Raw genomic sequence first — 13,250 nt, 5'->3', positions numbered from 1 at the left:
GCGCAGTATAGCGCCTTGTGCGCTATAACGCACGATGCTATATTCTCCGGACGTTATAACGCACAGCGAGCCAACCATGCGCCTTTCTCTGCCCCCGTTTCCCACCGTTTTGGCCGGTTTTGTTGCCGTCCTGGTCGGCTATGCCAGTTCCGCCGCCATTATCTGGCAGGCCGCAGATGCCGCAGGTGCCAGCCCGCACCAAATCGCTGGCTGGCTGACAATGCTGGGCCTGGCGATGGGCATCAGCACGCTGGGGTTAACGCTATGGTATCGCGCGCCAATACTCACCGCCTGGTCCACGCCGGGCGCGGCGCTGCTGGCCACCAGCCTGCCGGGCTACAGCCTGAACGAGGCGGTGGGCATTTTTATTTTCGCCTCTGGGCTGATCCTGATCTGCGGCCTCACCGGGCTGTTCGCCAGGCTGATGCGCCTGATCCCGTCTACGCTCTCCGCCGCCATGCTGGCCGGGGTTTTACTGCGCTTTGGCCTCGACACCTTCACATCGTTACAGGGTCACTTCTTACTGTGCATCAGTATGCTGGCCGGCTGGCTGCTGGCGAAGGTGTTTGCCCCGCGCTATGCCGTGGTTGTCGCCATGCTGGTTGGCCTGCTGATTTGCTTTATCAGCGGCGAGCTTCACGCCGGGAGCGTCCCGGTTTCTGTCGTGGTGCCGGAATTCATCGCCCCCTCATTTAGCCTCGCCAGCCTGCTGGGCATCGGCGTACCCTTCTTCCTGGTGACCATGGCCTCGCAAAACGCCCCCGGCGTCGCCACGCTGGCGGCCTCCGGCTACAAAGTCCCGGTTTCACCGCTGATTGTCGTAACGGCGTTAATAGCCCTGCTGCTGGCACCATTCGGGGTATTTTCGGTTTGCATCGCCGCCATCACCGCCGCCATTTGCCAGAGCGCTGAAGCCCATCCCGACAAAGACAAACGCTGGCTTGCCGCCGCTGCTGCTGGGGTATTTTACTTATTGGCCGGCCTGTTTGGCGGGGCGATCTCGACGCTGCTGACGGCCCTGCCGCTCGCCTGGGTCCATACCCTTGCCGGGCTGGCTCTGCTGGGCACCATTGCCGGAAGCCTGCATCAGGCGCTGAACCACGAGCGCGACAGAGACGCCGCCGTCGTGACGTTTCTGGTGACCGCCTCAGGCGTCAATCTGCTGGGCGTCAGCTCTGCATTTTGGGGGGTGATCGCCGGGGGGATTTGCTACACCGCGCTTTCAAGGCTGAAGCGCGCGTAGCTGCGAGGGCGTTGCGCCAAAGACGCTTTTAAAGCGGGTGCTGAAGTGGCTGGGCGAACTAAACCCGCAGGACATTGCGATCTCCGTCAACGTCAGTTTTCCCTGACGAACCAGTATTTCCGCCTTTGCCATTCTGCGCTGCATCACGTACTGATGTGGCGCCAGGCCGGTGGACTGTTTAAACATACGTGCAAAGTGGTATTCGCTGAGATCCGCCAGCCGGGCAAGTTCACCCAGGGTCAGCGCTTCACTCAGGTTCTGCTCGATATACGCCTGGGCATTGCGCAGTACCGCCGGCGCCAGCCCGCCGCGCACCGTCGGCAGTTTCCACTGCACGCTGCTGTAATGCTGCACGAGATGCGTCAACAGCAGCGTAGAAGCCGTGCTTAGCGTCAGGTGATTAGCCCGCTGCTGCCAGTCGCTGCTCAGCAGAAAGTGACGATAAAGCTGGGTTATGCGCGGGTCGTCGGCAAAGGTTTTTTCATCAAGGTTGATGGCCGCCGGGCTGCGGTCCCAAATCTGCGCGGCAATCTCTTTCAAATGCTCGTCGGTGCAGTACAGGTGCACAAACGAGAAGTCATCCCGCACGTCCCAGGTTGATTCACTGTCTTCCGGCATAATGCAGAAGCGATCCGGGCCGCCGCCGTTGCGCCAGCCTGAGCTCGTTTTTTGATACGTTTCGTACCCTTCGGTCACGTACAGGCTCAGCGTGTGGTGATCGCAGCGCTGGGTAATGCAGTCATTTCCGTTGGACCAGGCGGCCAGCTGAATCCCTGAGCCAAGCTGAACGCTGCCGTTCAGGCGGGCTTTGTGCTGCTGCAGGTTTTCAAAGGCGTGGTATGGCGCGGTCATAGCGGGAGTCGGCTTCTGGAACATAATGGCTAGTGTAAGGACTGCGCGCCGCCGTCGCCACTGCCGCCGTGAAAAAAAACCGCAAGAATATGCAAGTCGCTGGCCCGGATGAAAGTCGCAGAGCGGAAAAAAAAGGAGACTCGTCATCTGGTTTTGACTGACGAGAACAACAATGAACGCTTTGCTTTATATTCTGGTGGTGGTGATTTGGGGAACGACCTGGATTGCCATTTATATGCAACAGGGGGTCGTTTCAGTTCCCGTGTCTATTTTCTGGCGCTTTGCCGTGGCGGCCGTGGTGATGCTTGTTGTGCTGCTCGCGCTGGGCCGCCTGAAGCGTATCGGGCTCAAAGACCACCTGTTTTGCGTCCTGCAGGGCACGTGCGTGTTCGGCTTCAACTTCTTCTGCTTCTACCACGCGGCGGCCTATATCAGCTCCGGTCTGGAGTCGGTGATCTTCTCAATGGCGGTGCTGTTCAACGCCTTCAACAATTTTCTGTTCTTCCGCAAGAAACCGTCTCCCCGCGTATTGCCCGCTGCCGCGCTGGGCATTGCCGGCATCGTGGCCCTGTTCTGGCACGATCTTGCAGCCACTCAACTGGCGCCTTCGCTGCTGATCGGCATCGGCCTTAGCGCGCTCGGCACCTTTGGTTTTTCGCTGGGGAATATGATCAGTGCCCGCCATCAAGGCCAGGGCCTGGAAACGCTGTCCACCAATACCTATGCGATGTTTTACGGCACGGCAATTATGGGCGTCGTAGCGCTGGCGAGCGGCGAATCGTTTATGCCGGATTTCACCGTGCGCTACCTTGGCTCGCTGCTTTATCTGGCGATTTTTGGTTCGGTGATAGCCTTTGGCGCCTATTTCACCCTGGTAGGCCGCATCGGGGCGAGCCAGGCCGCCTACAGTACGCTGCTCTTCCCGCTGGTGGCGCTGACGCTGTCGACGCTTTACGAAGGGTACGTCTGGCACGCGAACGCCGTACTTGGGCTGGTGATGATCCTGCTGGGTAACCTGGTGATGTTTGCTAAGCCGGAACAGTGGCTGCCGTGGCGGAGAAAGCTGGCGTAATAAAAAACCGCAGCTTGTTCAGGGCTGCGGTTTTTGTTTGCAAAAAAGGTTATTTATTCGGCACGTCAAACATCGTGGCATCGGTGGCCAAATCATCCACAACCTGTTTCAGGGTATCGACGGTGACTTTGGCATTTTCGTTGCTGAGCGTTTTCCCTTCGCCCTTACGGACCACGCGTAAAACGGGTTTGTTGGTTGCCGCATCAATCAGCTCGCCTTCGAAATAGAGATCGGTATTCATGGTGCGGTGCCCGGTGGCCATTTGCGTGCCTGCGACAACCATCGCAATCGGAATCACCTCATAGAACTGCAGCCCTTCTTTGCTGCTGTCCACGCCGGTGATCGCGCCCCGGAAAATAAGGCTGTGAGGGCCTGGCGTCGTGACCAGCGGTTTCCGCTGCGCCGCCGCGGCTTTTAATTTGGTGTTGGTGTACGCCAGCAGACCATCCAGCGTGTTCTGGCCTATTTGGGTCGTGGGCCTTGGCGTCGGGTAGTAGACCACCGGATTGTAGACCAGGCTGTCGTAGTTGCCGGGTTTGAAGTTCGGGTCAACCCAGCGCATAACGGTTTTACCGGTAGCTGATTTTGTCTCCTGCAGACCGGAGTAATCTTTTAGAAACCCAGAGTATTTTTCTGGCGCGGTGGTTTTTGAAGCACACCCCGCCAGCGCTAATAAACCTGCCAGACAAGCCACTTTAAAATACGTTTTGCTCCGCATCGTTTGATCCTGTTTGTGGGTATAAGCCTTTCAGGTATAGCAAAAAACGACACTTTGTGTGGGGGTTAAGCGGCCTTGACGTCAAAACTCAGATCGCGCGCTCATCGCCGGGGGCGGTAAGCCCATCGCAAAGCAGGTCAACAATCAATAATGCGCCGTAATGCCCTTCCCCGGGAGGCAGCCAGACGTCACCGGCCTGCCCCGCGCTGGCGGGATCTTTCGTCACCATAACGATGGCTGCGCCCTGCCGCCTGGCCTGCTGCACGGCCGCTAACAAGGTGCTGTCCGGCGTCGAGCTGGCAAAGACGATCATCGCCTGCTCGCGATTCAGCATTGAGGCGGTGAAGCTCATCAGGGCAGGATCATAACAGACGCTGGCGGGCTGGCCCTGCGTCAGCAGGCGGTACTGCAAAAGGCTGGCAAAAGGCGTGTCTGCCGCGCCTGCGCTGAAAATATGAATCGCTTTCGCTTGCTTCAGCAGCAAAACGGCGCGCGAAACATTAGCTTCCGGAAGCGTTTCCAGTTGCTGAGTTAGCGCCTGCTGGATGCCGCTCAACCGCTGTTGCCAGGAAGCCGGTAGCTCGCTACCCGGTATGGCGGTGCTGGCCTGCGCCAGCTTCATGCGTAGATCACGAATATCGTCGCAGCCTGCGGCTCTGGCAAAGCGCGTGATAGTGGCCGGACTGACGCCCGCCGCCTGGGCAAGCTGGTCGATTGTCGCCGACGACGCAAAGCCCGGATCGTGCAAAATAGCCTGCGCAACTCTCGCTTCCTGCTGGCTGAACTCCGCCAGCCGCTGGCGGATCCGGCTGATAATGTCGCCCTCAGCATCCCGCCCTATGGAATGAGAAAAGCGCTCCAGCACGTCTTTCGCCACGCCGCCCCGGTTGGCCAGAAACTGCAGCGTGTCATTATCCACCCAGGCGGCATCCCCCAGCAGTTGAGACGGCGCTGCCAGCAAATCCTGTACCCGGCTGTCGTGCTGCTGGTGGCGAACCTGGCCGAGGAAATCATTCATATCGCTGCAGCCGATGGTGCGCGCGAACTGCTGGAGCGTAGCCTGACTGACACCCGCGCGCGCCGCCAACTGCTCCATGGTGGCATCCGGTAGCTGGAAGAAATTCTCCAGAAAAAAGCGGGCCAGCCGCGTTTCCTGGGGAGAAGAGTCGGCTAACCCATGGACCAGGTGATAAACAATATCCATCGCTGAAAGGTTCCTTGTGTCTGCGTCACAGGCGGATAAATCATCATAATGCGTTGAAATTATTTTTCAATTAACTTTGCCGCGATGCCTTGCCGCCGTTTCACCCTCCTCCGTAAAAGTCTTGTTATTCCTTTAACATTCGGGAAACCAATAATCCAACGCAGATCACGGTCATGAAAATAATTTTCATACATGCTGAATAAACGCGCTGTTGTTTGAAACACGTTTTCAATTTGAAGGATAAAGGTAATGAAAAAGATCATGTTGTGTTGTGCCGCAGGGATGTCCACCAGCATGCTGGTGCAAAAAATGCGTGCCGAGGCCACAAAACGCGCCCTGGACATTCAAATTGACGCGGTGTCTGTGGCCGAAATTGAAAGTCACCTGCAGAGCGCCGACGTGGTGCTGCTCGGCCCTCAGGTGCAGTTCGAACTGGCCCGCCTTTCCGAGCTTTCGGCTCCTCTCGGCAAACCCGTGGCGGTGATCGACATGATGGATTACGGCACCATGCGCGGCGACCGCGTGCTGGATAAAGCCATAACTCTGATGGCCTGATACCGGGAGAAACCAATGAAAATTACCGTTGTGGGCGGGGGCAGCAGCTACACCCCGGAACTGATTGAAGGCCTGATTCTGCGCCATGCCGCCCTGCCGATGACGGAGCTGGCGCTGGTGGATGTAGAAGCGGGCCGCCAGAAGGTTGAAATCATCGCCGCGCTGGCTCGCCGCATGTTCGACAGCAAAGGTTTGGAACAGGTCAAAGTGACGGTGCATTACGAACCAGACGCTGCGATTGTGGGTTCCAGCTTTGTGCTGACCCAGCTTCGCGTGGGGCAACTGCCCGCTCGCGCCGCCGACGAACGCCTGGGCCTCAGCCACGAATTGCTAGGCCAGGAGACCACCGGTGTCGGTGGTTTTGCAAAAGCACTGCGTACTATTCCGGTGATGTTGGACATTGCTAAACGCGTGGAGCGCCTGGCCCCGAATGCGTGGATTATTAATTTCACCAACCCGGCGGGGATCGTCACCGAGGCAGTTTCCCGCTACAGCGCCGCCAACATTGTTGGCCTGTGCAACGTGCCGGTGACCATGCACCACACCATCGCTGACATGCTCCAACTGCCTTACGACAAAGTCACGCTGCGCTTCGCCGGGCTCAACCACATGGTGTGGGTGCACGAGGTGATTGCCAATGGGCGGGACGCGACCGCCGAGGTGATTGAGATGTTGTGCGATGGCGAGCAGTTGTCGATGAACAACATCAAAGCGATTCCGTGGCCGCCAGCCCTGCTGCGAGCCCTGAAAGCGATCCCTTGCCCGTACCACCGCTATTTCTGGCAAACCCGCACCATGCTCAAAGACGAGCTGGCGGATGCGGCGAACGGGAAAGGCACCCGCGCCGAACAGGTAATGAAAGTCGAGGCCGAGCTGTTTGAGCTGTACGCCAACCCACAGCTCGACAAAAAGCCGGAGCAGTTGAGCCAGCGCGGTGGCTCGTTCTATTCCGAAGTGGCCCTGGAGCTTATCGACGCCCTGCACAATAACCTCGGCAAGCAGATGGTGGTGAATACCGCCAACAACGGCGCTATTCAGGGGCTGCCGGACGACGCGGTGATTGAAACCAACTGCGTGATCGACGCGCTGGGGGCCCATCCGCTGGCCTTCGGCAAACTTCCTCCCCTGATGAATGGCCTGACCCAGCAGGTGAAAGACTTTGAACGACTGACGATTGAAGCGGCGGTCCACGGCGATAAGCAGCAGGCGCTCCTGGCCCTGATAGCGAACCCGCTGGTGGCTGACGTGAATATCGCTCAGGCGTTGCTCGATGAAGTGCTTGCAAGCAACAAGGCGTGGCTGCCGCAGTTTAATTAGCGCCGCTTACCGGTGGGCGATGCTTTACGTCCACCCCACAACAGAAATCAATAACAATAATGCCCGGCCATGCGCCGGGACAGGGGTAACCGTGTCCGCAAAGAAATCGTTTCTTGAAAAATATGTGCTGCCCGTGGCGCTGAAAATCGCCGGGCAAAAGCACGTGCTTTCCGTCCGCGACGGGATCATTCTGAACATGCCGTTCATGCTGATTGGCTCGTTCTTCCTGATTTTCGCCTATCTGCCGGTGCCGGGTTACCCCCAGCTAATGACCGATCTGTTTGGTGCCACGTGGCAGACCAAGCTGCTTTATCCGGTCAAAGCGACCTATGACATCATGGCGATTATTTCGAGTTTCGGGATCGCCTATCGTCTGGCCGAAAAATACCGCACCATCGACCCGCTCACCGCCGGGGCGGTGTCGCTGGTAGCCTTTATCATGACCATCCCGCAGAACATTATGTTCACTCCGCCGTCCGGGGGGCCCGCTGAGTTTGTGAAGGGCGTGCTGCCCATGGGGCAAATTGGTAGTCAGGGGCTGTTTGTCGCCATTCTGATCGCCCTGCTTTCTACCGAAATTTACCGGTTTATCAGCAATCGTAATCTGGTGATCCGCATGCCGGAGGGCGTGCCGCCTGCGGTAGCAAAATCGTTCCTCGCGCTGGTGCCGGGTTTTTGCGTGTTGGCCGTGGTGCTGGCGCTTCGCCTGCTGGTGGAAGCCACGCCGTTTGGTGACATCAACACCATGATCACCGATCTGGTCGGCATTCCGATGAGCCACATTGGCGGCTCGTTACCGGGAATGATCGTGTCGGTGATCCTGATTGGTATTCTGTGGACGCTCGGCCTGCACGGCGACACCATCGTGCTGGTGTTTATCCGCCCTGTCTGGCTGACCAATATGTCCGAGAACCTGGCGGCATTCCAGAACGGCCTGCCTATCCCGCACATCATTACCCAGCAGTTCTATGACCTGTGGATCGCCCCTGGCGGCACCGGGGCGCTGTTAGGTCTGGTGATCTTTATGCTGATCCGCAGCCGCAGTGTGCAAATGAAGCAACTGGGTAAAATTGCCGCACCGGGCAGCCTGTTTAACATCAGCGAACCGATGGTGTTTGGCATTCCGCTGGTGATGAACCCGTACCTGGTGGTGCCGTTTATTTTGACCCCGGTGGTGCTGGTGATTGTCTCCTACACGGCGATGGCAACAGGTCTGGTAGCGCCGCCTGCGGGGATTGCGCTGCCGTTCACCACGCCGATTATCGTCAGCGGCTATTTAGCGACAGGCGGCCATGTTTCCGGCTCGATTCTGCAGATTGTGAACCTGGCTATCTCGCTGGTGATGTATTATCCGTTCTTCCGGGTCTGGGATAACCTGAAATTCCGCGAGGAGCAACAGGCGAATCAGGCGACGGCAACTGCGCCAGTGGAGGCGGTGAGCGAGCGTAGTACGGTGTAGCGGTTGATTTGTGTCCGAAAGAGGGAAAACCCTCACCCCGACCCTCTCCCCAAAAGGGAGAGAGCGGAAAAACAACATGTAATCTTCTTTATTCCCTCTCCCTCTGGGAGAGGGACCTTCCGTCCAGTTACTTCTTCACATCCACCTGATAAAAGATATGCTTCCCGAACGGATCAATTTCATACCCGGTCACCTCTTTACGCACCGGCTCGAAAATCGTGGAGTGGGCAATCATCACCGCAGGCATCTGGTCGTGCATCATTTGCTGCGCTTCTTTGTAGAGCTCAACTCGCTTATCGTGGTTCCCCTCGGCACGGGCTTCGAGAATCAGTTTATCAAACGGCTGATAGCACCATTTGGATGAGTTAGACCCACCGTTGGCCGACGTGCAGGAAAACAGCGGCCCGAAGAAGTTGTCCGGGTCGCCGGTGGCCGTCGTCCAGCCCATCAGCGCCGCCTGGTGCTCACCGCCCTTCACTCGCTTGAGGTATTCGCCCCATTCGTAGGTGACAATTTTCGCCGTCACGCCAACTTTCGCCCAGTCGGCCTGAATCATCTCTGCCATACGTTTAGCGTTCGGGTTATACGGACGCTGAACCGGCATTGCCCACAGGTCAATGCTCATGCCGTTGGCAAACCCGGCTTCTTTGAGCAGCGCCTTTGCTTTTTCAGGATCGTAATCGTAATCCTTGAGCTTATCGTCCGCGCTCCACACGCCCGGCGGCAGTAGGTTTTTTGCCTCGATGCCCGTGCCGTGGAACACCGCTTCGATAATGGCCGGTTTGTTAATCGCCATTGCCAGCGCCTGGCGCACTTTCACGTTATCGAGCGGCGGTTTCTGGGTGTTAAATGCCAGAAAACCAGTATTCAGACCCGCTTTTTGCATCAGCGTGATGTCTTTGTTTTCCTTCATGCGCGGCAAATCCGCCGGGTTCGGGAACGGCATAACCTGGCATTCATTTTTCTCAAGTTTGGCGTAGCGGATCGACGCATCCGGCGTGATCGAGAACACTAAACGGTCGATTTTTGATTTGCCCTGCCAGTAATCAGGGAAAGCGGTATAGAGAATGCGGGAATCTTTCTGGTACTGCTTCAGCTCAAACGGCCCGGTGCCGATGGGGTCGGAATCGACGCGTTCCGGCGTGCCGGCCTTCATCATGACATCGGCGTATTCGGCAGAGAGAATCGAGGCAAAATACCAGCCTAAATCCGCGACAAACGGCGCTTCCGGGTGCGCCAGCGTGAAGCGCACGGTGTTGTCATCCACTTTATCAATCGCTGTGATCAGCTTGCCAAACTCCAGGCTTTCAAAGTTGGAGTAATTGCCGTTGGAAACGTTGTGGTACGGATGCTTAGGATCTTTCTGGCGCATAAACGAGAAAATGACATCGTCCGCGTTGAAGTCTCTGGTGGGCTTAAAGTATTTGTTGCTCTGAAACTTAACGCCTTTACGCAGATGGAAGGTATAGACTTTGCCGTCTTCGCTGACGTCCCAGCTCTCCGCCAGGCTGGGCTGCAGTTCCGTGGTGCCGACTTTAAAATCCACCAACCGGTTATAAACCGGCACCGCGCTGGCATCCACGCTGGTGCCCGAGGTGTAAAGCTGCGGGTTGAAGTTTTCCGGTGAGCCTTCGGAGCAATAAACCAGCGTGCTGGCCGCCACGCTGGTACTGATGGAGAGCGCCGCTACGGCAAGTGCAAGCGTTGTAATCTTTGTTTTCATCGCTGTCTTCCTGTGGTGTTTGTCCTGACCCTGAATGAATAAAGCTTGTGCAAAGCGCCTTAATAAATAACATTAAATTTACATTGCCAACAAACAACATCGAACAATAAGGAAACACTATGTCTTCGTCGCTCAGCGAGCAGCTCACCCGGCGCTTCTTTCGTTATCTGGCAGTGACCAGCCAAAGCGATCCGCGCGTCAGCAGCTTGCCCAGTACCCCAGGACAACACGAAATGGCCCGCCTGCTCGCGGAAGAACTGCGCACTCTGGGCCTTGAAAATATTGTGATTGATGAGCACGCCACGGTAACCGCCGTGAAGAAAGGCAACGTCGCTGGCGCACCGCGTGTGGGGTTTATTACGCACATTGATACCGTTGACGTTGGCCTTTCCCCGGACATTCATCCGCAGATCCTGCGCTTCACCGGCGAAGATTTATGCCTGAACGCCAAAGAGAACATCTGGCTGCGCACGGCGGAGCACCCGGAAATCAACGCCTATCCTGGCGAAGAGATTATCTTCAGCGACGGCACCAGCGTGCTGGGCGCGGACAACAAAGCCGCCGTCACGGTGGTGATGACGCTGCTGGAAAACCTGACGCCAGAGCACCAGCACGGTGACATCGTGGTGGCCTTCGTCCCGGATGAAGAAATTGGCCTGTGTGGCGCCAAAGCGCTGGATTTGGCACGTTTTGACGTGGACTTCGCGTGGACCATTGACTGCTGCGAGCTGGGCGAAGTGGTGTATGAAAACTTCAACGCCGCCCACGCGGAGCTGAAATTCGCCGGCGTGACCAGCCATCCGATGTCCTCCAAAGGCGTGCTGGTTAACCCGCTGCTGATGGCGATGGACTACATTAGCCATTTTGACCGCCAACAAACGCCTGAACACACCGAAGGGCGCGAAGGCTACGTCTGGTTTAACGGGATGCAGGCTTCACAAAGCGAAGCGCTGCTGAAGGCCAATATTCGCGACTTCGATTTGGCCAACTTTGAACGCCGCAAACAGCAAATTGCCGAAGTGGCGCAGAAGATTGCCGCGCAGTACCCGACTGCACGCGTGGAGTTCAGCCTCAGCGATACCTACAGCAACATCAGTAACGCCATTACCGATGACCGCCGGGCCATTGATTTGATTTTTGCCGCTCTGGATGAGCTGGGGATTGAGCCGAAGGTGATCCCCATGCGCGGCGGCACGGATGGCGCGGCGCTGTCGGCTAAAGGTTTGCTGACGCCGAACTTCTTTACCGGCGCGCACAATTTCCATTCTCGCTTTGAGTTTTTACCGCTACGGGCGTTTGAGGCGTCTTACAATGTGGCGCTGAAGCTTTGCCTGCTGGCGGCGAAGTAGTTTGCCCCTCACCCTAATCCTCTCCCCTAAGGGAGGGGGTACCAGAACAGAAATCCCACTTAGCTTCACTCCCGCGATTTGCGGTGAAAGAAACAGCACAATTTTATTGTATAGCTCTGATTTACCGCTCTCCCTTTCAGGGAGAGCGCCGGGGTGAGGGTTAATTTTTACTTCTTACGTGCCAGCATCGTGGCAAAACGCAGCTTGATGCGGTTTCCGTTCTCGTCGGTCTTGTGCAACTGCCCCACATCTTCGTTGTATTTAATCAGTTCCCAACCTTCATAGTAGTTCCGCAGTTCACCCTCTTTAAAGGCAAACGGGAAACCGACCGTGCAGGGAAAATCCTCGGTATCCATGGCCGCCACAATCAGGTTGTAGCCGTCGGGTTTGGTGCAGCGCTGCATATTGGCGATAAGCCCTGGGATCGTGCTGCGCTCGAGGAACATCATCACCACGGTGGAGAGAATAAAATCGTACTCGCCGTCAAAGCTCAGCTGGTTCAGGTCAGCCTCAGCGGTGACAATATTTTTCAGCCCTTCCGTCTCGATAATCTGATTCAACCTGGCAATGCTTATCGGGTTTTTATCCCAGGCGGTAACGTCGAACCCTTTCTGGTTCAGGTACAGGCTGTTGCGCCCGCTGCCGCAGCCAAGATCCAGCGTTTTACCGGGGGCAACGTACTTCACGGCGTTCAGCACGTCAGAATGTGTGGCAGTTAAGCCGTATTTTTCGCTGTAGTAGCTTTCAGACTTCTCGGTCATGACAGATCCTTATTTTCAGGCCGCGCGGTGCGCAAAATCAATTTCCCCTGCATCAGCAGGATAAAAGTACGTGCCAGCAGCAGGCCGATAATCACATTAGTAAAAATAAACAGCGGCACGGCAATGACGTGAAACAGCCCGTCCCCACTGCCTGCGCTCAGATGGAGCGCCGTGGTTGCCAGTGCAGAAATACCAAATGAGAAACTCCAGAAGGAGGCATTGAACGGCTGCGCCAGGTACCAGGGCATTAAGCGCAGCATGAAGAGCAATTGCAGCAGGCCGTAACCAAACAGCATTTTGGCAAAGAAATCCGTCACGCCGCCGTTCACGGCAAGGTAAGCGCTGCAGGCCACCAGCGCAGGGGCAAGCTGAATGCCCAGCGAGGTGCGTACCGGCGTGGGCAGTTCCCCGGCGCTGCGCATACGGTGCAAAATCGCCGGTTCCAGGCTGAGCCAGGAAAAAACACCGGCCCCAAGGAACAAGATCCCCAGGTCGTGATAACCCAACGCGCCGCAGGCCATCGCGCTGATAAAATTATTGGCGACGGTGGGCAAATACAGCCCCGGCGTCGTGGCATCCTGCGGGTGCGTACCTCGCCATAATCCGGCGGACTGCCAGGCGGCATAACAAAGCTGCACCACGGCGCCAAAGCCAAACATCACTGCAGCGAGCGGGCGCAGATAAGGGGCTACGCCGATGGCCACCAGCATGGTTGTCGCCGGGAACAGACTCACGAAGCTGCTCATTAAAGGGTGATAAATCTCTGCAATCACGCTGTGCGGGTAGCGCACCAGCCGCGTCAGGAATGCTAACGCCAGCAGCAGCCAGATACCGGCGGCAAGCGCCACAAGAGTCTCACCAACAACCGACGGCACCGGCAAAATCGTGGCGGCATAGCGCCAGGCAAACCCCATGCCGATGGTGCCCAGCACCATGCCAAAGTAGCCTGCGGGGAGATTGATAAAGCTACCGGGGATTGGTTTATTCATTTTGTTTA

General features: G+C 57.0%; 12 protein-coding genes. 6 read left to right on the top strand and 6 right to left on the bottom strand.

Going from position 1 to position 13,250, the window contains the following annotated elements; translation table 11 throughout:
- Positions 1-76 precede the first annotated feature (76 nt).
- Complete coding sequence (locus tag WFK85_RS21110) at positions 77-1,243, top strand: benzoate/H(+) symporter BenE family transporter (RefSeq protein ID WP_166994220.1); 1,167 nt, start codon at positions 77-79, stop codon at positions 1,241-1,243.
- Here WFK85_RS21110 and WFK85_RS21105 read toward each other — a convergent pair.
- Positions 1,223-2,095, bottom strand: a complete 873-nt coding sequence (locus tag WFK85_RS21105) for an AraC family transcriptional regulator (protein WP_336709553.1) — start codon at positions 2,093-2,095, stop codon at positions 1,223-1,225. The genes WFK85_RS21110 and WFK85_RS21105 overlap by 21 nt on opposite strands.
- 172 nt (positions 2,096-2,267) lie before the next feature.
- On the opposite strand from WFK85_RS21105, the gene WFK85_RS21100 reads away from it, so the two are divergent.
- Positions 2,268-3,167 carry an EamA family transporter gene (locus WFK85_RS21100; protein ID WP_166994217.1) on the top strand — a complete coding sequence of 300 codons (900 nt, stop codon included), beginning with the start codon at positions 2,268-2,270 and terminating at the stop codon, positions 3,165-3,167.
- A gap of 49 nt (positions 3,168-3,216) precedes the next feature.
- On the opposite strand, the gene WFK85_RS21095 is transcribed toward WFK85_RS21100, so the two are convergent.
- Entirely contained in the window at positions 3,217-3,885 is a 669-nt protein-coding gene (locus WFK85_RS21095) for a DUF3313 domain-containing protein (RefSeq protein WP_166874594.1), read from the bottom strand.
- Between the two features lie 88 nt (positions 3,886-3,973).
- Complete coding sequence (locus WFK85_RS21090; RefSeq protein WP_336709555.1) at positions 3,974-5,089, bottom strand: MurR/RpiR family transcriptional regulator; 1,116 nt, start codon at positions 5,087-5,089, stop codon at positions 3,974-3,976.
- 249 nt (positions 5,090-5,338) lie between these two features.
- Between WFK85_RS21090 and WFK85_RS21085 the strand changes: the two genes are divergently transcribed.
- The 3 genes from WFK85_RS21085 (at position 5,339) to celB (ending at position 8,420) form a co-directional block, all read left to right on the top strand.
- Positions 5,339-5,644, top strand: a complete 306-nt coding sequence (locus tag WFK85_RS21085) for a PTS sugar transporter subunit IIB (RefSeq protein ID WP_008460736.1) — start codon at positions 5,339-5,341, stop codon at positions 5,642-5,644.
- A 15-nt stretch (positions 5,645-5,659) separates the two neighbouring features.
- Complete coding sequence (locus WFK85_RS21080) at positions 5,660-6,961, top strand: 6-phospho-beta-glucosidase (RefSeq protein WP_336709557.1); 1,302 nt, start codon at positions 5,660-5,662, stop codon at positions 6,959-6,961.
- Between the two features lie 91 nt (positions 6,962-7,052).
- Positions 7,053-8,420 (top strand): PTS cellobiose transporter subunit IIC, encoded by a 1,368-nt coding sequence (celB, locus tag WFK85_RS21075; RefSeq protein WP_008460739.1) that lies wholly within the window; start codon positions 7,053-7,055, stop codon positions 8,418-8,420.
- Positions 8,421-8,547: 127 nt separating this feature from the next.
- Here the strand turns inward: celB and WFK85_RS21070 are convergent, their stop codons facing one another.
- Positions 8,548-10,143 (bottom strand): ABC transporter substrate-binding protein, encoded by a 1,596-nt coding sequence (locus tag WFK85_RS21070; protein WP_008456354.1) that lies wholly within the window; start codon positions 10,141-10,143, stop codon positions 8,548-8,550.
- Between the two features lie 119 nt (positions 10,144-10,262).
- Between WFK85_RS21070 and pepT the strand changes: the two genes are divergently transcribed.
- Complete coding sequence (gene pepT, locus WFK85_RS21065) at positions 10,263-11,492, top strand: peptidase T (protein WP_336709559.1); 1,230 nt, start codon at positions 10,263-10,265, stop codon at positions 11,490-11,492.
- A gap of 167 nt (positions 11,493-11,659) precedes the next feature.
- Here the strand turns inward: pepT and tehB are convergent, their stop codons facing one another.
- Positions 11,660-12,253: a tellurite resistance methyltransferase TehB gene (tehB, locus tag WFK85_RS21060; RefSeq protein ID WP_336709560.1), complete on the bottom strand. Its 594-nt coding sequence runs from the start codon at positions 12,251-12,253 to the stop codon at positions 11,660-11,662.
- Positions 12,250-13,242, bottom strand: a complete 993-nt coding sequence (tehA, locus tag WFK85_RS21055; RefSeq protein ID WP_336709561.1) for a dicarboxylate transporter/tellurite-resistance protein TehA — start codon at positions 13,240-13,242, stop codon at positions 12,250-12,252. The genes tehB and tehA overlap by 4 nt, the downstream gene beginning before the upstream one ends.
- Between the last annotated feature and the right edge of the window lie 8 nt (positions 13,243-13,250).

The organism is Cedecea sp. VD22 (genome assembly GCF_037150195.1).
In the GTDB taxonomy this organism is placed as follows: domain Bacteria; phylum Pseudomonadota; class Gammaproteobacteria; order Enterobacterales; family Enterobacteriaceae; genus Cedecea.
Note: the sequence above shows the minus strand (reverse complement) of the source record. Positions and strands in the feature narration are given on the sequence as shown.

Bases quoted from the DNA above. Each gene is read 5' to 3' on its own strand.
- WFK85_RS21080 (WP_336709557.1), top strand. From the start codon at position 5,660: ATGAAAATTACCGTTGTGGGCGGGGGCAGCAGCTACACCCCGGAACTG.
- WFK85_RS21100 (WP_166994217.1), top strand. From the start codon at position 2,268: ATGAACGCTTTGCTTTATATTCTGGTGGTGGTGATTTGGGGAACGACC.
- WFK85_RS21085 (WP_008460736.1), top strand. From the start codon at position 5,339: ATGAAAAAGATCATGTTGTGTTGTGCCGCAGGGATGTCCACCAGCATG.
- WFK85_RS21090 (WP_336709555.1), bottom strand. From the start codon at position 5,089: ATGGATATTGTTTATCACCTGGTCCATGGGTTAGCCGACTCTTCTCCC.
- tehA (WP_336709561.1), bottom strand. From the start codon at position 13,242: ATGAATAAACCAATCCCCGGTAGCTTTATCAATCTCCCCGCAGGCTAC.
- pepT (WP_336709559.1), top strand. From the start codon at position 10,263: ATGTCTTCGTCGCTCAGCGAGCAGCTCACCCGGCGCTTCTTTCGTTAT.
- WFK85_RS21105 (WP_336709553.1), bottom strand. From the start codon at position 2,095: ATGACCGCGCCATACCACGCCTTTGAAAACCTGCAGCAGCACAAAGCC.
- tehB (WP_336709560.1), bottom strand. From the start codon at position 12,253: ATGACCGAGAAGTCTGAAAGCTACTACAGCGAAAAATACGGCTTAACT.
- WFK85_RS21070 (WP_008456354.1), bottom strand. From the start codon at position 10,143: ATGAAAACAAAGATTACAACGCTTGCACTTGCCGTAGCGGCGCTCTCC.
- WFK85_RS21095 (WP_166874594.1), bottom strand. From the start codon at position 3,885: ATGCGGAGCAAAACGTATTTTAAAGTGGCTTGTCTGGCAGGTTTATTA.
- WFK85_RS21110 (WP_166994220.1), top strand. From the start codon at position 77: ATGCGCCTTTCTCTGCCCCCGTTTCCCACCGTTTTGGCCGGTTTTGTT.